This is a genomic window from Streptomyces sp. DG1A-41, assembly GCF_037055355.1.
GTDB lineage: Bacteria > Actinomycetota > Actinomycetes > Streptomycetales > Streptomycetaceae > Streptomyces.
Window position 1 is genome coordinate 6,235,470 of sequence record NZ_CP146350.1, and the last position, 19,374, is coordinate 6,254,843.

Annotated in this window: 15 protein-coding genes, 1 tRNA gene and 3 pseudogenes; 13 read left to right on the forward strand and 6 right to left on the reverse strand. The window is 67.2% G+C overall.

Annotated elements, in window-relative coordinates; genetic code table 11:
• The first annotated feature begins 72 nt into the window (after window positions 1-72).
• Both V8690_RS29245 and V8690_RS29250 read left to right on the forward strand, forming a co-directional pair.
• Complete coding sequence (locus V8690_RS29245) at window positions 73-444, forward strand: BlaI/MecI/CopY family transcriptional regulator (RefSeq protein ID WP_338783108.1); 372 nt, start codon at window positions 73-75, stop codon at window positions 442-444.
• Entirely contained in the window at window positions 441-1,382 is a 942-nt protein-coding gene (locus tag V8690_RS29250; RefSeq protein WP_338783110.1) for a M48 family metalloprotease, read from the forward strand. The genes V8690_RS29245 and V8690_RS29250 overlap by 4 nt, the downstream gene beginning before the upstream one ends.
• Before the next feature lie 96 nt (window positions 1,383-1,478).
• Here the strand turns inward: V8690_RS29250 and V8690_RS29255 are convergent, their stop codons facing one another.
• The gene (locus V8690_RS29255) at window positions 1,479-2,363 is read right to left on the reverse strand and encodes an LLM class flavin-dependent oxidoreductase (RefSeq protein WP_338783111.1); all 885 of its coding nucleotides are present in this window, start codon (window positions 2,361-2,363) and stop codon (window positions 1,479-1,481) included.
• A gap of 387 nt (window positions 2,364-2,750) precedes the next feature.
• On the opposite strand from V8690_RS29255, the gene V8690_RS29260 reads away from it, so the two are divergent.
• The 3 genes and pseudogenes from V8690_RS29260 to V8690_RS29270 form a co-directional block, all read left to right on the forward strand.
• Complete coding sequence (locus V8690_RS29260) at window positions 2,751-3,281, forward strand: sigma-70 family RNA polymerase sigma factor (protein ID WP_338785499.1); 531 nt, start codon at window positions 2,751-2,753, stop codon at window positions 3,279-3,281.
• Complete coding sequence (locus V8690_RS29265; protein ID WP_338783112.1) at window positions 3,278-4,435, forward strand: CU044_5270 family protein; 1,158 nt, start codon at window positions 3,278-3,280, stop codon at window positions 4,433-4,435. The genes V8690_RS29260 and V8690_RS29265 overlap by 4 nt, the downstream gene beginning before the upstream one ends.
• Before the next feature lie 78 nt (window positions 4,436-4,513).
• Window positions 4,514-4,686: pseudogene (locus tag V8690_RS29270) on the forward strand (IS5/IS1182 family transposase); the annotation flags it as partial.
• A gap of 398 nt (window positions 4,687-5,084) precedes the next feature.
• Here the strand turns inward: V8690_RS29270 and V8690_RS29275 are convergent.
• The 3 genes and pseudogenes from V8690_RS29275 to V8690_RS29285 all read right to left on the reverse strand — a co-directional run.
• Window positions 5,085-6,068 carry a GNAT family N-acetyltransferase gene (locus tag V8690_RS29275; protein ID WP_338783113.1) on the reverse strand — a complete coding sequence of 328 codons (984 nt, stop codon included), beginning with the start codon at window positions 6,066-6,068 and terminating at the stop codon, window positions 5,085-5,087.
• The gene (locus tag V8690_RS29280) at window positions 6,065-6,664 is read right to left on the reverse strand and encodes a TetR/AcrR family transcriptional regulator (RefSeq protein WP_338783114.1); all 600 of its coding nucleotides are present in this window, start codon (window positions 6,662-6,664) and stop codon (window positions 6,065-6,067) included. Before V8690_RS29280 ends, V8690_RS29275 begins: the two co-directional genes overlap by 4 nt.
• Before the next feature lie 98 nt (window positions 6,665-6,762).
• Window positions 6,763-7,410, reverse strand: a pseudogene (locus V8690_RS29285) (DMT family transporter); the annotation flags it as partial.
• Between the two features lie 208 nt (window positions 7,411-7,618).
• Between V8690_RS29285 and V8690_RS29290 the strand changes: the two are divergent.
• Window positions 7,619-7,894, forward strand: a pseudogene (locus V8690_RS29290) (site-specific integrase); the annotation flags it as partial.
• Window positions 7,895-7,955: 61 nt separating this feature from the next.
• On the opposite strand, the gene V8690_RS29295 reads toward V8690_RS29290, so the two are convergent.
• Window positions 7,956-8,375, reverse strand: a complete 420-nt coding sequence (locus tag V8690_RS29295; RefSeq protein ID WP_338785500.1) for a DUF4440 domain-containing protein — start codon at window positions 8,373-8,375, stop codon at window positions 7,956-7,958.
• A 63-nt stretch (window positions 8,376-8,438) separates the two neighbouring features.
• Between V8690_RS29295 and V8690_RS29300 the strand changes: the two genes are divergently transcribed.
• The gene (locus V8690_RS29300) at window positions 8,439-8,852 is read left to right on the forward strand and encodes a helix-turn-helix domain-containing protein (protein WP_338783115.1); all 414 of its coding nucleotides are present in this window, start codon (window positions 8,439-8,441) and stop codon (window positions 8,850-8,852) included.
• A gap of 168 nt (window positions 8,853-9,020) precedes the next feature.
• Here V8690_RS29300 and V8690_RS29305 read toward each other — a convergent pair.
• Window positions 9,021-9,098, reverse strand: a tRNA-Ser gene (locus tag V8690_RS29305).
• Between the two features lie 419 nt (window positions 9,099-9,517).
• On the opposite strand from V8690_RS29305, the gene V8690_RS29310 reads away from it, so the two are divergent.
• The 6 genes from V8690_RS29310 to drmB are packed head-to-tail and all read left to right on the forward strand — an operon-like array spanning window position 9,518 to window position 19,163.
• Window positions 9,518-10,471, forward strand: a complete 954-nt coding sequence (locus tag V8690_RS29310; protein ID WP_338783116.1) for a hypothetical protein — start codon at window positions 9,518-9,520, stop codon at window positions 10,469-10,471.
• Window positions 10,459-12,054, forward strand: coding sequence for a hypothetical protein (locus V8690_RS29315; protein ID WP_338783117.1), 1,596 nt, complete (start codon window positions 10,459-10,461; stop codon window positions 12,052-12,054). Before V8690_RS29310 ends, V8690_RS29315 begins: the two co-directional genes overlap by 13 nt.
• On the forward strand, window positions 12,051-13,775 hold the full coding sequence (locus tag V8690_RS29320; protein WP_338783118.1) for an NERD domain-containing protein: 1,725 nt from the start codon (window positions 12,051-12,053) through the stop codon (window positions 13,773-13,775). The genes V8690_RS29315 and V8690_RS29320 overlap by 4 nt, the downstream gene beginning before the upstream one ends.
• A gap of 2 nt (window positions 13,776-13,777) precedes the next feature.
• A complete protein-coding gene (locus V8690_RS29325) occupies window positions 13,778-15,382 on the forward strand; it encodes a hypothetical protein (RefSeq protein WP_338783119.1) in 1,605 nt (534 codons plus the stop codon).
• Complete coding sequence (locus V8690_RS29330) at window positions 15,307-17,244, forward strand: helicase-related protein (protein WP_338783120.1); 1,938 nt, start codon at window positions 15,307-15,309, stop codon at window positions 17,242-17,244. The genes V8690_RS29325 and V8690_RS29330 overlap by 76 nt, the downstream gene beginning before the upstream one ends.
• Complete coding sequence (drmB, locus tag V8690_RS29335) at window positions 17,193-19,163, forward strand: DrmB family protein (protein WP_338783121.1); 1,971 nt, start codon at window positions 17,193-17,195, stop codon at window positions 19,161-19,163. The genes V8690_RS29330 and drmB overlap by 52 nt, the downstream gene beginning before the upstream one ends.
• The last annotated feature ends 211 nt before the right edge of the window (window positions 19,164-19,374 follow it).

Genomic DNA, 19,374 nt, shown 5'->3' on the forward strand with positions numbered 1-19,374 from the left:
CGGCACCCGGTCGACTACAATTCTGTAGACGGTCTACGGCACTGTAGACGAAGATGGGGTGAGAATCGTTCCATGACCGACGCGAAGGACGAACGACGGCCGGCGGGCGAGCTCGAGGCCAGTGTCATGGCCGCGCTGCGGGCCGCCGAGGGGCCGCGCACACCGGGGCAGGTGCAGGCCGACCTCGCCGTGGACCTGGCCCGCACCACCGTGACGACGATCCTGACGCGCCTGCACGCCAAGGGTGTCGCGGGCCGCGAGCGGCAGGGGCGCGGGTATGCGTACTTCCCCGTCGAGGACGCCCCCGGCCTCACCGCCCGCCGCATGCACACCGAACTCACCCGGGACGCGGACCGCGAGACGGTCCTGGCCCGCTTCGTCGCCAAGCTCAGCGACGACGACGAGCGGATCCTGCGCGAGCTCCTGGAATCGGGTGAGCAATGACCGCTCCGTTGCTGGTCCTGCTGCTCGTCCCGCTGCTCCTGCCCTTCGCGGTACGGCCGCTCGCCGGGCGTGTGCTCGACCGCCTCCACCCCGTCGTCGCGCTGTGGACGCTGACCCTGGCCGCGCTCGTGCTGGCCGGCGCCTCGGTGTCCGCGCTCGGCGCGCTGGTCCTGACCGGCCTGCTCAAACTCCCCCTCTTCGCCGCGCTCGGAGAACTCGTCCACCCCCTGCCCGCGCCGCCGACCACCCTCGTCCTGCCCGCGGCCGCCGCGGCCACCGGCGTCCTCACGGTCAGCGCCTGGACACTGCTGAGCTCGGCGCTGCGCCAGGTCCGGGCCTTCCGCACCGCCTGGTGGCAGGCCGACCGCAGCCCCACCGCCGACGACCTGTGCGTCGTCGACTCACCCCACCCGGACGCGTACGCCTTGCCGGGCCGCCCGCACCGCATCGTCGTCACCACCGGGATGCTCCGCAGCCTCTCCCCGGCCGAACGTCAGGCCCTCTTCGCTCATGAGCGCGCCCACAACGCGGGTGGCCACTACCGCTTCCTGCTCGCCGCCGAGCTCGCCGCCCACTGCCATCCCTGCCTGCGCCGCGTCCGTGACAGGGTCCAACTCGCCGCGGAACGGGCGGCCGACGAAGCCGCGGCCACCGCCGTGGGCGACCGGCACCTGACCGCGCGGGCCATCGCCCGAGCCGCTCTCGCCGCCCACGCCTCGCCCTCCACCCGCCCGGACTTCGCCTCCGCCGCCACCACCGGCCCCGTCCCCCAGCGGGTCGCGGCCCTCCTCGCACCCCCCGCCGACCGTCCCCGCACGGCCTCCTGGATCGCCCTGCTCCTCGCCGCCTGCACGGCCGTCTCGGCCTGCGCTGCGGCAACCGGTGTGATCGCGTTCCACCACGAGGTGGAGATCGCTCAGGGAGAGGCACGACGCTGACCGGCATTGTCGCCCATGCCGTCTGGCCAGGGACAAAAATGCGGCTGGTAGCCGACTGGCCGCCTCGGGATGCACTACGCCGGGCGGTGCCCCGAGTCAGTTCTGAGCTTGGCGCCCGAGGGCTTTCAGAACGGTCCCGAGCTGCCGCACCGGTTCAGGGCCGACCATCCGCAACACGACCGTGCCCGCTCCGGCCACCTCCAGTTCGCGGACCTGTTCGGCAGCTTCTTCAGCCGTGCCCGAGACGGTGAATACCCGCTCCGGCGAGCGGCCGAGCCAGGCGCCGTGGCCCTCGACGCAGGGCCGCAGCGCCCGCGCCACCTGTTCGGCATCGTCGCCCACGGAGCAGAAGGCGAGCACCGTCAGAGCGTGGTCAGCAGAGGCTCCGCCCTTGTCGACCAATGCCCGTGCGCTCTCCACATCATGCGGGCCGTGGCCCTCGGCGATCAGTGTGCCGTCCGCGACTCGCCCGGACAGCTCCAGCGAGCGGGGCCGCACCACGCCCGCGACCACGGGGGGCGGCTCGACAGGCGGATGCACCAACTGGATGTCGGCCAGTCGCACCTCCCGCCCTTCCAGCTCGACGCGCTCCCCGCGCAGCAGCGCGCGCACGGAGCTGATCGTCTCCTCCAGCAGGGCGAGCGGCGACCGCGCCGCGACGCCGACCGAGGCCATCCACTCCTGCACCCCGTGCCCGATCCCGGCAACAAGCCGCCCCGGGAACACCCGCGCCAGCGTCGCCACCTCCATCGCCAGCAGCGCCGGACTGCGCAACGGCGCGGGCATGATCCCGATGCCCACCCGCAGTCGCTCCGTCGCTCCCAGCGCCAGGGAGGCGGCCGAGATCCCCCCGTTCCATCCGAGGTCCTCGACCACCCACAGGTCGTCTACTCCCAGAGCCTCGACATCCCGCGCGAACCCGGGCAACCCCTCCGGGGCCCAGTCGCGGTCGTACATCACACCGATTCGAACGTTCGTCACGCGATGAAACCTATGCCCGGTCCTGGTGAGTGATCAACGCTCCAGGGCAGGCATTCAGGGCGTCGGCACCGGTGGTCTCCGAAGTGCCGGTTACGTTCCGCTTTTTCGTAGGGCGGAGGGTGTGTCCGGCGCCCGATCGCGGCCCCCTTCAGCCGCAGGGTTTCTTCGACGTCTCGCAGGAGCACGCCGAGGCGTTGGCCGACGCGTTGGGGTGTTCGCTCGAGTTCGCTGGGCGCTCTATGTGACGTATGCCTCGTTCCTTGAGCGTTTTTTCCGGCGCCCTGCTGTAACGATCGCCTGACCGCGACCACTACTCGATGACAGAACACACCGGGAGGGACAGGAGGTGCGGCAGTGCCCGATGACGACGCGGATCGTTTTACCGCGATGTACGACGGCTGCCGGCAACGCGTGTGGGCCTACGTGGTCAGCCGCGCGGGACGGCAGGTAGCCGACGAGGTGGTGAGCGACACGTTCACCGTGGCCTGGCGCAGGCTGGACGACATACCGGAGCAGCCGCTGCCCTGGCTGCTCGGGGTCGCCCGCAACATCCTGCGGGACAGCATCCGGGCGGAGGCCAGGCGCGCGACGCTCGCCGCCGAGCTGCGCGCCTGGACGGACCAGGCCGAGGCGGATGTCGCCGAGGACGTGTCCGAGCGCAGCGCGCTGCTCAAGGCGCTGGCCACGCTGCCCGAGGACGATCGCGAACTGCTCATCCTCTCCGCGTGGCAGGGACTGACCCCGGCGGAGGCGGCCCGCGTGGTCGGCTGCTCGCCCATCACCCTCCGGGTCCGCCTGCACCGGGCGCGTGCGCGCCTCAACCGGGCCGCGTCGGTCTCCCCGCCCGTGCAGGAGGCCGCAACCGCGCGGCACGTGTCCACCCGAACCCGGATCCCCGTAGGAAAGGAAGCCCGGTGAGGAACGACGTCCTGCACCGCCTGGCCGCCGCACGCCCCGCCCACCTCGACCCCGACCTGCCCACACCTTCGCACGTTCGGCAGGAGGAGCTCGCAACGTTCATGAGCCTTCCGCGCGCGACGCGCACGGCTCGTGCCGCCGCCCGCACGCGGAGGGTGCGCCGCCCTCTCCTGTCCGCTCTCGCCCTGGCCACGGCGACGGCGGTCGCGGCTGTGGTGATCACCGGCACAGGACCGGAGCAGCCGGGAGCCGCGCCCGCCGCGACGTTGGGCTCGGGCAGCCAGGTCCTTCTCGCCGCCGCCTCCCACGTCGAGCAGCAACCGGCCGGCTCCGGCAAGTACTGGTACGTGGAGAAACAGTTCGCGGACCGCTACAAGGTGCCCGGCAAGAACTACAGCATCGACGTCCGCGGCGAGCAGCGGTGGTGGACGGCCACCGCCGGCAACAAGTACTGGTCGCAGTCGCTGGACACAGGGGCCCGTCCGTCCACGAAAGCCGATGAAGCGGTGTGGAAGGCGGACGGTTCCCCCAGGTCGTGGGACCTGGGGAACGACGACCAGATCTACACCTACGCCGGCAAGGGCGAGTTCGACCACGACGCCCCCGGCGGAATCGCGGACAGCGTGCCGATGGGGGAGGTCCCCCTGCGCCTCCTGCCCACGCTGCCCACCGATGCCAAGGCCCTCCGCAAGCGCCTGTTCGAACTGGTCGACAAGCACTACAACGGCCCCCAATGGACCCTCGACCGGATCGTCGTCGAGGACGCCGTCCAGCTCGCCACGACCCTGCCGTCCACCCCGGCCCTGCGCGCCGCAGCCTACCGCCTCCTCGCCGCCGAGCCCGGCGTGCGCTCCCTCGGCGACGTCAAGGACCACGCCGGCCGCACCGGCTACGCCGTCGCCCTCACCGCCGAGTACGCGCCCGGCGTCGAACGCCGCCTGATCTTCGACAAGTCGACGGGCATGCCGCTCGGCGAAGAGAAGGTGTCCACGCGCAGCGGCGACGGCAGAAAGAAGGGCGACTTGCTGAACTACACGACGTTCACGATGAAGTGGACCAACGAGGCGCCGCCGTTCAACACCGACTACAGCGACCCGCCAGCCGGCCTGCCCTCCGCTCCGGCTGACGAGTGGGACGCGGAGGCGGCTCGCTGATCCCGCCGGGCTTGCTGAGCGACGGACCCGGGGTCGACGGCCCGGGGTCCGTCGCGTTGATCACCGGGGAGACGTGTGCTGCCACAGGCCCTCCAATTCGGCTGCTCCCACGAGGCGAGCGCTGATTCCACGTGCTCGGCCACGACCATCCGCAACCGCCGCGACCAGCGCATACGCCGGGGCCTGTTCGTCCGCCTGAAGGTGTGCTCGATGCCCACGACCGGATCTTCGGTCTCGTCCTCGACCAGATCGTAAACAGCCGTGTGCGCTGGGCCGACCACTTCTTTCGGGCAGGTCCTCGACCTCGTACAGGCCGAGTTCCTCACCCCGGCAGATGTAGGCGCCGCCGGGCAGGGTGAGCATGAGCAGCGCTGCGGCGCGGGCGCGGCGGGTGCCGAGGGCTCGGTCGGATGTCCCTGGTCGCGCAGCGGGGTGGTCACGCCGGTTCGGGCGCGGCCGTAACGCGTTTCGTCGTGCTTGGACGCAGCCGGATGGCCGCCCACTGCGCATCTGTCATGTGGGACGGACGCCTTCGTACCCGATCCGGCTGACCGGCCGCGTTCCCGAACCTGCGCGCGAGGCAATCACACGATTGGGCATGCGACACCCAGGGCCTCGAAAGGGCGCGGCAGCCCGGAAGCGGCCTGTCTCATCTGCCGGTGGCCACAGCAGTGGGCGGGACATCGGCCGCGGAGCGGTCAGCACCCACGGGCGGCAGATCGCCCGTTGTGACATCGACGAGGTCATGGCGCCATGCGGCTTCGTCGGCCAGAGTGCCGGTCGCCCGGTACTGGCGGACCTGTGGCGCGTCGGACAGGGCCTCGGCGGCTTCGGCGACCGGCACCGGCCGAAAGCCCAGCCGCTCCCACACCGGTCCGGCGCCCGTGGAGAACACATACGCGGTACGCCCGCCCCGCGTGGCCGCCTCCGCGAGAACGCGCCGCACCAGCCGCCGCGCGGCTCCACACCCCCGAAGATCGGGGCGGACCGCGACGCTGCGCAGCAGCACGCAGTGGCCCTGTAGCTCCAGGCCCACAGTCGCGGCCGGCCCGGCCGCATCCCTGGTGAACCAGTAACGAGTGCCGGGCGCCAGGACGTCCTGGGGCGAGAGCCCCTGGCCCGCGAGGAAGGCCGTGATCTCCTCCCGGTCCTCGGGGCGCGCTTCGGGCAGCGGCAGTGGCTTGGCGTAGCAGCGGCTGAGGGTCTTGTGCTGGTAGGGCGGGTAGTTGGGGATGAGGGTGTAGCCGGCGCGGGTGTACAGCGCGATGGCCTCGGGCTGGTGGACGGCCGTCTCCAGGCGTATTTCGGGGTGGCCGAAGGCGGTGGCGGTGCGTTCGGCCACGGCCAGGAGACGAGCGGCTATTCCCCTCCCGCGTACCTCTGGGCTGACGTACATGCGCTTCAGCTCGGCGGCGCTGTCCGGGAACGAAAAGGGCTGCACGGCGCAGCAGCCGACCGGCCGGCCGTCGACTTCGGCGAGCAGGAAGCGGATCCCGGGGTTGATGTGGGCGCCGCCGGTGCAGGGCTCGTCCGGGTAACGCGCCGCGAGGTCGGCGTCGAGGTCGCGTACCAGCTGCTGAATCCTCGAGTCGCCGGCCGCTGCGGCGGTGATGACGGGGTCAGGAGAGGTCACAGGCTTTGGTTCCCTTCGAGGATCAGGTCGAGCTGGGTTTCCAGGACGCGCCGCTGGAGGTCGGGCGGATAGGCGTCCGGGTCGGTCACGGCGTTCAGGGCGAGGCCGTCCAGACAGGCGACGAGGCCGCGCACCCTGGCTTGGAGGTCGGCCGGTTCCAGGCGGTCAAGGCAGGCGTCCCGCACCAGAGCGGTCAGGCGGCTGATCCAGGAGGCATGACTGCGGATGTGCTCGGCGAGCAGTGCGAGGTCGTTGCGGGTGCTGAGGAGGAACTGGGACCAGACAACGGCCTCCAGATGCCGCTCGGCATCCAGGGGCAGGGCCTGCTCGGCCACGGCGTACAGCGTGTCGCGGGCGTTCCCGCCGACGGGAAGGGTGTCGATGCGCGCCGCCATCCGACGGTGCATCTCGGTGCGGGCGTGGGCCAGCAGCGCTTTCTTGTCGGCGAAGTAGTGCGTGACCATCCCCGTGGTGCAGCCCGCCGCGGCGGCGACCGCGCGCAGGGTCAGGCCCTCCAGTCCGCTGTCCGAGACGACCCGCCACACAGCTTGGGAGATCGCCTCCCGCCGCGCTTCGTGGTCCACCTGTCTCGGCATCCGCCACCCTTTTGCATAACAGTTGTTGCGTAACGGCTGCTACGTTACCACCGTCGGGTCTGGCCGCGGCGGCCTGGGCTGCGGGCGGGGGTCCGTGGTCACGTCCTCGTCGGCGCGTGCCCCGGAGGCGCGACCGGCGGCCCACGCTGTGAACGGACGGGCCCTGTTCCGGCGCCGCTGTGGTGGGCGCGGGGGAGTGTGCCGGCAGTCCGGAGGACTGTGGTGTCCCGCTCCGGGCCGGTGCGGTGGGCGCGCTCGATGGCCTGACCCCAGTAGGTTGCGGCGGCCATGAGCGAGGCACCGAGGGCAGACAGGACGCTGAGCCTTTCGCCGCCGAGGCCGATTCCCACCGCGACCGCCCAGACTGGTTCGGTGCCCAGCAGGAGGCTGGCCCGGCTGGCTGACGTCCGCTGCACCGCCCATGTCTGCGACAGGAAGGCGAAGAGGCCGCAGAACAGGGCCAGATAGACGAGCTGGGCCCACATACTGGCAGTGCTGTGCGCCAGAGTCCCCAGGTGGGCCGTGGAGGGTGCCGCAAAGAGCACGGAGCCGGCGAGGGCCTGAACGGCCGTCAGGTGCAGCGGGCGCAGGGAGCGGCCCGCGGAGAGCCGGCCGACGAGTGCGACGCGTCCGGCTCGCACCGCTGCGGCGGCGAGCATCAGCAGGTCGCCGGTCCGCACGGTGTGCGGTCCGGTGCCGGACAGAAGGAACCCCACGGCCGGGGCGCACAGACCGGCAGCCGCGAAGCCCAAGGCAGGGCGGCGTTTCTCGCCGGACGTTCTACCGCTGCGGGAACTGGGGCACGGCCAGCTGCGTTCAAGCTGCCCCACGGGGAGCTCCGAGTGTGGTGGAGCGACTTCATCACGTGATTGCGGCAGCTGGAGGCCGCGGCGTGAAGTCTCTCGATGTGAAGGTCCGGGGCGTACGCAAGCGCCAGTGAGAAGGGCTCGGTCTGTCGTCCCGTCCTCGACCTACTACCGCGTGTGGCGGGAAGCCCGGCTTCTCGCGCTTCCGCCTGCCGTTGCTGCCTCGCCTCTCGCGAGTCGACCGTACGACCTTCGGCACTCGGCGCTGTCGACGGGGCTCAACGCGGGCGTCGATCCCACCGAGGCCGCCGAGCGCGCCGGCAACAGTGTCGAGGTCCTGCTGACCCGCTACGCGAAGTGCCTTGACGGACGGCAGGACGTCGCCAACCGGCGTATCGAGGGTCTGCTGCGCGAGGACGAGTGACCCGCCTGACCGTGTCTGAGGCCCCTGGCATCCACCAGGGACCTCTTTCAGATGTGCTCACTCAGAACGTCGGTTTCAGGGTGTCTTCCGTGAGGAGTTGCTGTGCACGGGTGCCGAAGGGATTGTCGATGACGTACCGCCAACGGCCGTCCGAGCCCCGCCGGGCGACGTCGGTGGCGGTGCCCTCGACGTGCACTGCCTGTCCGTCCCGGTCGGTGCCGTCGATGACCCAGTCGACTATCAGCAGCGCCAGGTCTCCGTTGCGGTACACGTGCCGCGGACGGACCGAGACGGGAACTCCGAGCTTCTGCAGGCGGCCGTTGGCGGCGTGCAGGTCCGTGCCGGTCACCGGCGTTCCCGGCTGTGGGACCAGCACCGCCGCGTCTTCGTAGACCTGTGCCAACGCGGTAGCGTCGCCGCTGTTGAACCGCTCGGCGAACACCGCGGGCACCTCTTCGGGCCGATCGGCCAGTTCTCGCATCATCGACGGACGTCCTTCCGGGCCGGGGGAATCGAAGTGCTCGACACGTTAGGAGGCGATCTCGTGACTCACCGAACGGTTGGTCACCCGGCAGGGCTCCCCGACGACCCGCGCGCGAACGTCACTGCGCCCACCCCCGAGTGCCCCGTGGAGATCACGCTGGCGGCCCTGCACGGCCGCTGGACGACGCTGGTGGTTCGCGAGCTGCTGCGTGGCGACCGCTCCTACAGCGAGCTGCGCGCGGCCCTGCCCATGTTGTCGGACAAGGTGCTGTCCGACCGGTTGGCACAGCTTGGCGAGGCCGGAGTTGTCGAGCGCGACCGTCGACCCGGCTGGCCGCCGCGAGTGCGCTACGCGCTAACCCCGAGTGGACACCGCCTCGGCCCTGTCCTCCAGGCGCTGTGGGACTGGGGGGCGGAGACCTCGGCACGAGACGGCGGGGCCGAAGCCGGCTGTGCGACGAGCTCTCTTCACTGATCGGCCGATCCAGCCGTCTCACCTGCGGCGATGCCTCAAGATCCCGTCCAAGCCTGGTACACAGTCCCGACATACGCCCGCTCCGAGCGGCATACGCCTGCACATACGCGAAGACCCCGCACTCAGCGTTTCCGCTGATGACGGGGTCTTTGGGCACCTGACACAGGGTGCCCCCGGCAGGATTCGAACCTGCGCACACGGCTCCGGAGGCCGCTTCGGGGCCATGAATAACAGCTGTTCAGGGCCTTGTCCGCAGTGAGCGGGGCGTGCCTTGTCCATAAATGGTCCACGCGCTGTGGGCCCGGTGCCGTGCTCCTGGTCGAGGTCCGGCGGGACGCGGAGCCGATGGGCGAGCTTCGACTCAGGGCTCGTGGTGCGCCCTCTTTGATCGAACACGCGCGCGCATTGTTTGCCATCTGGGTTTCTGGACGGCTTTGTAGGGACCGTCCGCTTGCTACTGCTGACACGGCGCAGCTCAAGTCCGAGGATGCGTTCGAGGTTGACCGTATCGGAGGAACTGGGGGGCAGTCCGATACTGTCTCACTGGGTAGTGCTGCTGTACCATGCCGAGCAAATGTGCTGATCTTGTGAACGTGCCGCATGTGCAGGTCAAGGTGTGGCTGCAACGGGAGTCTAGGGTGGGACCGCTGGGGGGCCGCACGCGGTTGAGCGGGGTGCTGCTGTGTACAGAGGAGAAGCGCCTTCCGCTCCCTCTGTGGGCGGTCTGGCTTGCCGAACTCGGCGCCTGGGCTGCTGAACTGACGGAGCAAGGTGTTCGCGGCACTATCGCGGTTTCGGTTCCCGCTCGCCAGTTCGCCAGCGTATTGGTTGGATGCGGAGCTGTGTACGCGGCGTTTGAGCCGCAACTGGACACCTCGCCTCAGGGCTCACAGTTCGACAGCGCCGCCAGGCTTGAACCGAGAAAACATCTCGTTCGTCTTGTCTCAACGCAGAATGCTGCGGGATTCGTAGGCATCCTCAACGAGGCGGTCAGGAAGAATAGTCGGGAGGGTTACAACGTCGGCGGAAGCTGGATGCCGGCGGACAGATACCGGATCGATGTTCTTAAGTGGCCTGATAATGCGGCTGAGTTCGTGGGGCAGAGCCGCATTTCGGAGCGAATTGACGTTCTGGGTGGCGCAGCTGGACTGTTGCCGGGTCCCCCCGCAGACTTCTGTGGGTTCAGTGCCCTCCATTGTGCGATCGTCGGCAACGGCACCGCAATACAACAGGAGTCCGAGACTCTGATCGCAACTTCGATGGTGGCTGAGCCGGTGCCCCTCAGTGCTCTGCTCCGTCCCCGCGCCATTCGTGAAAAAGCGCGCCAGTTCCGCAGTGTGCTACTGCCAGCGCGGGAGGACCCGGAGGACTACCGTGAACTCGTTTCCAGGCGGAAGCCCAAGGTGGTGGTCCTGGACAGTGCGGCCACGGTCTGCCGGTGGCTTGGTGCGGAGATGGCGCCGGTCACGGTCGCGCTGGTCGAGCGTACGGCACCGTCTGGCGAAGCGGCGGCCGACGCCCTCAAGCGTTACCGGGCCAGAAGCCCGGAGGATCTGCCGCTTCCGGCAGATCTCGCCCGCGTTCCCGCTGGGATTGAGGTGCTTGCGTGGCAGAGCTGAGCGGGGAACCCATGACGACGTTGGAAGAGATCGACCAGGTATACGCCTGCGCGGCAAAGTGCGAGATCTGGGACCAGCCCGTCGAGCATCCCACTGCGCGGGCTTTCGTTTTCGCGGCAACGGGCTTCTTGCGAGGACTCGGCGAAGCTGCGGACTCCGAGCTCTGGAGATCCAGCGCTGCTCTGCTGCGCCGGTGCAGGAGGTTCGTCTGTACCGTTCCACTCCCGTTCGACCATCCGCTGCTCAAGTTCGAGACTGCGGCTCGCCAACTTGAGTCGGATTTAGCCCGATTGGAGGGCGTCGTCGATCCTGGGCACGTTGAGCGGATGCGGGTTGTGGTGCCAAGTCTTCAAGGCCTTGCCGCTGACGGCGGGGATCCGCTTGGCGACTGCACGCGGGAGTTTCTGACACTGGAGGACCCTCGTGACGGTTTTGTCGTCCTGACCGACCGAAGGTTCATCGACGCGGTTGCTGAGGCCATGGCGCTGAACGGCGTTGAGGTGACGATCGGAACCCACGCCGACCTCCTTGGGCACGACATTTATACCTCTGTCGTGGTCGTTGGATCGCCCACCTGGATCCACCAGGGTCTCCTGAACGCGCCCCGGACTGAAAACCTCGCGCTTGTGCACTATGGCTTTTTCCGCGAGGACCCTGAAGTGGCGCCGCTCCTGTTCGGGCCAGTCGCCAGCACCCACGTCATGCGCCCCATCAAGAAGTCGAAGCCCTTCCGATGCGGAGCCCCGGAGACTCCCGTAGAGGGCTGGCAGCAGGAGGAACCGGATGCAGCCGGCCTGCTCGCTGCGGAGGAGTGCTCTCCCAGCGAGGAGATCCGGGCTTCGTTCCCCCGGTATTCCTCGGCAGGAGGCCGCGGCGGTGCTGCGGATCAGGTCGAGGCACATGCGGCGGTCCTCGCTGACGGCTCGCATGTGCTCCTGCCAACAGACTTCGACGCCCGGGTCTTCTCGCTGCGGGCCGGAGGGCTTCCTGACGTCCAGGTAGAGCAGGTCCCCGCGTCGTCGGTGGGCCAGGGCGACTACCTTGCCCTGCGGAATCGCTCCCATCACCAGGACCTCGTGGACCGGGCAGACGCCATCCTCGGTCCGGACGCGGCCTCGCTGCGAACCACACAGGCCGAGTGGAAGGGGCTCCTCTGGGAGCGGACCGAGCAGCACCCACGGGGCATCCGAGGTGTCGCTGATGAACTCCGTAGCCGGGGAGCTGCCACGGCCAACGTGGGCTACTGGATCAGCGACTGGTGCATTAGGCCGAGGAGCAAGGCGGACTTCGCTGTAGTGCTGCGCTACCTGGCAGCGGGCGTTGACGTCGACAGCGTCTGGGAACGGCTGCGGCGGATTGACAGTGCCCACCGCAGTGCCGGGCAGCGGTACGCGGAAGATCTTCAGCGAGCGCTGACCCCGGACAGAGTGGGAAGGCTCGTCGCCGCTGGTTGGTGCGCAGTCAGACCGACCGGGGCGGACAGCGAGACACTCGTCGCCCGCATCGACTACGTACTGTCCGACACCCTGCAGGTCCCGCTGAACGCCCTCTGCCGGCTCCGTACAACGGAGGACTTCCGATGACACGAATGATTCCGCCGTCTTTCGACCCGGAGAGTACAAGCCCGGGAGAGCGCGAGGTTTTCGAACGGTTGCGCGATGATCCGGCCACGGAAGGATGGATCGCTCTCCACTCCCTGGGGATCGCCAGCCATCCCAGGCAGATTCAGGGTGAGGCCGACTTCGTGGTCATTGTCCCGGGCAGCGGCATCGTCTGTTTGGAAGTGAAGTCGCATCTGCACGTCGCCCGACTCGCAGACGGAAACTGGAGACTAGGTAAGCATCAACCGGAGGCCCGCGGTCCCTTCAAGCAGGCCGACGAGGCCAAGTACGCGGTCACCGCGCAGCTCAGGAAGGCCAATCCCCAACTGCCTTCCCTTCCCATCACCTCCGCTGTGTGCTTCACCCACGCCCGCTTCCAGGTACCCAATCCGACCGAGTGGCACAGTTGGCAGGCGATTGACACTGTCGCGTTCCGCCGTAACCCCATCTCGGCGTTGCTGCGAGGTGTCCTGAAAAGTCATCGTGAGCAACTCGCCGTAACCCCGAGTGCCCGCGCCTGGTTCTCGGCGTCACACGTGGAGCCAACTCCGGCGGTCTGCACTCGTATCGTGGATGTGCTGCGACCTGCCTTCGAGTTCGTCGAGCCGCCCAAGATCCGACGTTATCGTCGCCGGGAGGAGGTCGAACGGTTCACGCGTCAGCAGTATCAACTGCTCGACATGATCGCCGAGAATCCGCGCTGCATCGTGAAGGGGGCGGCTGGTACTGGCAAGACCTTCGTCGCCTTGGAGGCTGCCCGTCGGCTCGCCGCCGACGGCTCGCGTGTGCTCCTCTGCTGCTACAACAATCTCCTGGGACAGTGGCTCAAGGAGGAGACGGCCGGTGACAGCCTGATCACTGCGGGCACGCTCCACAGCTACATGGGAAAGCTCGCGCCGAGGGCCCGGGAGCAGCACCGCGTGGGCGAAGGTGACTTCTTCACTGAAGTGCTTCCAGAGCGCGCCCTCGGTTCCCTGCTTGAGGGGCACCCACCCTTTGACGCACTGGTCGTCGACGAGGCGCAGGACCTCATGCTAGACGCCTACTTGGACGTTCTTGACATGTCCGTCCGCGGAGGACTTGGCAGTGGCAGGTGGCTGTGTTTCGGCGACTTCACCAACCAGGCGATCTACGACTCTGGGTATGCGGGGATCGGTCTGCTGAAGGACCGGACCGGCGCTGGTTCCGCGTCATTCAGCCTGACGGCGAACTGCCGCAATGTCCCCTCGATCTGCCAGTACGTGGAGGAGACCTCGCGTCTGGAGCCCGGCTACAGCGGTACCCTCCGGGCGGAGAATGACCGTGAAGCCGTACGGGAGTGGTGGTCTACGCCTGCCGAGCAGGACCAGCATCTGGTCAAGCACCTAGCCAGGCTTCATACGGACGGGTTTGCCCCGGACGAGATCGTTGTGCTGTCAGTCCGAGGACATGGCAGTGCTGCAGAACTGTGCGCAGACCCCCGTTGGTCCCGTCAGCTGGCCCCGTTCGCCAAGCTGCGAAGTGGGTCCATCGGCTACGGAACGGTCCATGCGTTCAAGGGGCTGGACGCGTCGGCAGTGATCGTCACTGACATCGAAGAGATAAAGGACCCCCGAAGCGAGGCGCTCTTTTACATCGCCTCGTCTCGGGCGCGTGACGACCTCACCATCATCGCCCGTGACACAGCGCGCCCTGACTTCCGACGACTGGTACTGGGAGAATGACGATGGCTGAACACGACCGGACAGCAGGCCGTGACAAGATCACAAAGGCGCTGCGGGATGAACTCCTAGGCCCGGCTCCCGCCGGCAAGCCGCTCGACAGGTTCACCTTCGAGAAGAAGGAGGACTCCTACGGGCCATGGACTAGCGCTGCCACCGGCGAGGAGATCTTGGAACGCGATCCCCTGATTCGCTATGGCGTCGGTGTGCTGTACCCCGTTGCCGGTGCGACCGGCTCCAAGATTGCAGACCAAGCCATCGTGCCTGGCCTGACTGCTGAAAATACCGAGGGACCGCAGACCGGGACATGGGAAGGATCCTCGGGGAAGCTCGGAGCGACCTCTGACGACGCCGACTTCGACCTTTCCGGCGCCAACGAACGGCGGCCCACGGCTATGGGCATCTCGTTCCTCATGGCCCTAGAGCCGCAGACCGGTCTGAAGATCGAGGTCACCGGCGGCCGATACGAGCAGTTCAGGATCGACCTCCCGGGCGGGGCCAGGCGTACATGGTGGACCCGTGTCCCAGTCAAGGCCGTGTGGCGTCTGACTGCTGAACACTTTCAGCAGTCTCCCTTTCTCCACCGCGAGCTCATTCCCGTTGCTGACGAGTCCACAGGGCTGGAAGGGCTCGCCCTGCGGCTGACAGTAAACCTGCGACCTCACGCTGCGGGCATCCTGACAACAGTTGCCCTCGTGAACCGGTCGACACCGGGCACCAAGGCGGTGGACGCCGCATGCCTCTTCCAGGCCGGCATGACAGCGATTCCCGAGAACAGCTGGATTGTCCCCTACCCCGAGGGTCCCGAAGCCGGAGCGCACCCTGACGACGCGTCCTTCCGCCTTCTCTACAGGCGCGAGCAGACGTACGCCGTCGGACATGGCTGTTCCGCCGATTGGGACGATCCCGATCTCAACGGACGCTCGCAATGGGCCAAGGCGGATCCGCTCCCCGAGTACGAGACGCCGAGCATTACCCCCGACATCGTTCTCGAGGACGGGACGGCACTGACCGTCTCCATGAGGCAACTCGCCGGGGCCGAGCCAGGCGGTATGGCCCAGCTCGAACGGGTCCTGACAGAGTACGCAGGCTGGATCGAGAAACGCAGGGTAAAAGCGGCCGCTCTGGAAGGAGAGTTCCGCACGACCGCCGAGCGCCACATGACTGAGTGCACCAGGGCGTTGGAGCGTATGCGCGAAGGGCTGGAGCTGGTCCGCGACCCGGACAGCGATATCGGAAAGGCTTTTCGGCTGGCCAACGCAGCCATGTATAAGCAGCAGTTGCGCTCCGGCGCGGAGCTGCGTACCACACAGCTCGTCGATGAGCGGATTCACGTCGAGGGCGAACCGCCTGACGAAGTAGGCACCGAGGCGAAGGGACGTGGGGCATGGCGGGCTTTCCAAATCGCATTCCTGCTCGCTGCGGTCCCTTCAACAGCCAATCCTGCCCACCCAGACCGCTCCGTCGTCGACCTGATCTTCTTCCCTACCGGAGGGGGAAGACCGAGGCGTACCTCGGCCTCTCCGCTTTCGCGATGCTGCTCAGACGGTTGCGTGAACCTGGCGATGCGAGCGTCACGATCCTCATGCGCTACACCCTGCGACTTCTGACAGCCCAGCAGTTTCTGCGTGCGGCTGGGCTGATCTGTGCGCTTGAGGACTTGCGCCGCCAGCGGGAGAAAGAGCTGGGCGGTGAGCGGTTCTCCATCGGAATCTGGGTCGGCAGCGACTCGACACCAAACAAGAACACCGATGCCGTCAGGGATTTGCGGGCGATGGAACGCGAAGGGGGAGAGAACCCCTTCTTGCTGCTGCGGTGTCCTTGGTGTGCCGCCCAGATGGGGCCGGTGAAGAGCGTTGACAGCCCCAACTTGACGGCAGGCGGGCGAGGAAGAACCCCGCGCCGAAAGCACAAGGGAAAGCAGAACTTCGTCGCCGGTTACGAGGAGTACCGTGGGCGAGTCATTTTTCGGTGCCCGGACGCGAATTGTCAGTTCTCCAAGGCCGACCGCCCGCTTCCGGTCTACGTTGTTGACGACGATGTGTACGAGTGCCGACCGTCTCTCGTCATTGGGACGGTAGACAAGTTCGCGCAACTCGCTTGGAACCCCCGTGCGCGGGCCTTGTTCGGACTGGGAAAGTCTGGACAACGCGCCTACTCGCCTCCAGAGCTGGTCATCCAGGACGAGCTCCATCTGATCGCAGGGCCCCTTGGCTCGATGACTGGCTTGTACGAAGGCCTCATCGAGGAACTGTGCACCGACCGGCGCGCAGCCTCCCCGGCCCCGCCGAAGCTCATTGCCTCGACGGCAACTATTCGTCGCCATGAGGAGCAGATCCGCGCCTTGTATGCCCGCGACAGGGTCCTGCTTTTCCCTCCGCATGGAATCGACGCGGAGGACTCCTTCTTCGCGGTGTACGCACGGGACAGTGAAGGTAAGCGACTTCCAGGACGTAAGTACATCGGGGTACACGCACCCGCGCTCGGATCTATGCAGACCACGCAGGTGCGCTCCTTCGCGGCACTTCTGCAGGCGGCGAAGGACGCTCCAGACGAGGAGCAGCAGGACCCCTGGTGGACACTGATGGCTTTCTTCAACAGCCTCCGGGAGCTTGGTAATTCCCTGTCGCTGATGCAGTCCGACATCCCCGACTACCTCAAGACGATTAACAACCGTTCCAACGCCGACCGCACGGAGGTCAGATACCTAAACAGGGTCGAGGAGATGACAAGTCGACTCCGGCAGGACCAGATTCCCGAAGCGATGGAAAAGCTTGCTCAAAGGGCTAAGGGCGGCAAGGCCATCGATGTCTGTCTCGCGTCCAGCCTGATCGAAGTCGGTATCGATATCGACCGGCTTTCCCTCATGACAGTGGTGGGCCAACCCAAGAGCACCTCCCAGTACATCCAGGTCACAGGCCGGGTCGGCCGAAAGTGGGACAAGCGTCCCGGCTTGGTTGTCACCCTCTACGGTACCGCCAAACCGCGCGACCGAAGCCACTTCGAGCGCTTTCGCAGCTACCACCAGCGGCTTTACGCCCAGGTTGAACCCACCAGCGCGACCCCCTTCGCCCCGCCGGCCCTGGACCGCGCGTTGCATGCCGTCGCCGTCGCCTATATCCGACAGACAGCCGATCAGTCTCTTCCACCGTTTCCCTTCCCTGCGGAACTGTTCGACGAGGCTGAGGAACTCCTGCGCACCCGGGTGGCGTTCTGCGATCCGGGCGAGGAGGGTCGCGTCGTCTCCGTTCTGAGTAAACTCCGCAAAGAATGGGCCAACTGGCAGCCGACCTCATGGGGGACACCGGGAGGAACCGCTGAGCTCGGCAGCCTCATGCGTGCTGCGGGCCACTACGCAGACGGCAACGTTGAGGCAAGCACCTGGCCCACTCCCACGTCCATGCGCGGTGCCGACGCCGAATGCCGCGCCGAGATCACTCAGCAGTACGCACTCGAAGGAGCCAAGCAGTGATCCGCGGCAAAGTTCGGCGCTCTCAACTCGTAGCACCCTTCGGGCCTGGAGCCATGCAGGTCCTCGCGGATGGAACTTCTGTCATCACCGCCGGCCTCGACCACTGGTTCGTCCCCGGTGAAAGGCTGGACCAAGAGGAGTTCCGCATCCATGAGTGGCGACTGGAGAGTCACCTAGGGGTGGACGCCCTCTACACCCCGCCGGACTACCGGGACAACTTCAAGGCCAGCCCCGGCCAGTACAACACTAAGCTCCAGGTCCCGGTCCTGCGCTTCCCCGCCTGGAGCTTCTGCCCTCGGTGCCGCGCTCTGACTCCGCAGCCGCTGCACATCGCAGACCGACCGCGCTGCGCCAACCCCGACTGCTCCGGACAGAAGGCGTCCTGGACGCCGTTTCTCGCCCAAGTGCCCTTTGTGGCTCTGTGCGAGCGTGGCCACCTCCAGGACTTCCCCTGGGTTGAGTGGGTCCACAAGTCCGCCAGCCCGAAATGCCGGTCTCCTAAGCTCAAGCTTCGGACCTCGGGCGGTGGCACCCTGGCCTCGCAGCGTGTCGTGTGCGAGACCTGCCACAAAGACCGGGGACTGGAAGGCATCACATCAGTAGAGCGTTCTAACCGGGAGCACGAGCAGGAGACCACATACCTCACTGCTCACCTCGAGGACGGAACCGAGTTCTCCTGCCGTGGAGCGATGCCCTGGCTCGGTCTGGAGATGGGTAGAGGAACCTGTGGAGAGCCGCTGCGCGGCAGTCTCCGAGGTGCATCCAACGTCTACTACGCCTTGGTCAAGAGCTCGATCTTCATCCCTGAGGCATCATCGGTGGGAGTGGATCCCAGCGTGCTAGAGGCCCTCGAAGAACAGACGATCGCTAGGGCTCGGGCGAACGTACGCGATGTCCTGGAAGACGGCGACAAACTGACCGCGAGCCGCCTGCGGCGTGCCGCGAAGAAGAACGCCTTCCGCCTGGAGGGCTTCACCGATACGCAGATCGAGTCGGCTCTCGCGATTCTGGAAGGCCCAGCGGAGCCATCCCACCAGCTGACGACTGAGTCTGTCGACGGCCCAGCGTTGTTCCGTCACCAGGAGTACACGAGCATTCGAGACACGATCAACTCCGCCGAACTAGTGGTCAGGGAGCCGGAGGGCGCCCGTGCTAGGGACGTCGAGGAGTTGATCTCGCGAGTCCGCCTCGTCGAGAAGCTGCGGGAGACCCGAGTTCTCTGGGGGTTCAACCGGGTCTTCGCCGAGTCATCCCGACAGGACACCGCCGCCCGCGCCGCCCTGTTGCGCCGCCAGACCCCTGATGCCGGCGAGTCGTGGCTCCCCGCCTACACAGTGCTCGGAGAGGGCATCTACCTGGAACTCTCTCCGGAAGCTCTCACGAAGTGGGAGGCCGGTTCCCTGGTGCAGAAGCGGCTGGTCCCGATGGCCCAGCAGTTCCAGTTGGTCGCTCATGAACGCCACCTCGCCCAACGAGAGGTAACTCCTCGGCTGGTCTTGCTGCACACGCTCGCGCACCTGCTGATCAACCAGCTGACGTTCGAGTGCGGCTACAGCTCGGCGTCGCTCCGGGAACGCCTCTACGACTCACCTGGCACTGAGGGAATGAATGGCTTGCTCATCTACACAGCCGCCGGGGACTCAGAAGGAACCCTGGGCGGACTTGTGCGAATGGGCCAGCCTGAGCGCTTCGAAGAGGTCCTGCGGAACGCGATCACCAATGCTCGCTGGTGCTCCTCTGACCCAGTTTGTATGGACAGCTACGGCCAGGGGCCGGATTCTTGCAATCTCGCAGCGTGCCACAGCTGCGCTTTGCTGCCCGAAACGGCGTGCGAGGAGTTCAATCGCTTCTTGGACCGTGGGCTGGTAGCCGGAACCTTGGATGATCCCGACCTTGGGTTCTTCAGCAGGCTTGAGTGACCTTGGCCGGTTGTCTGGTTCCAGCGAAACCTGTGGTGGTAAGTGACATCCGCGCTGGAGCTACGCAGTTTGGGACACCGTGCAGGGAGGCCCCTTCGGTCGGCAGCGGAGGCCCTGGTCAGGAGGTTCGCCGTGCGGAGCTCACAGGAGCCGGTCCCCGGATAGTCCAGAGACTTGGGCTGCACTCGGGCTCGCAGGGCGCTGTCCGCGC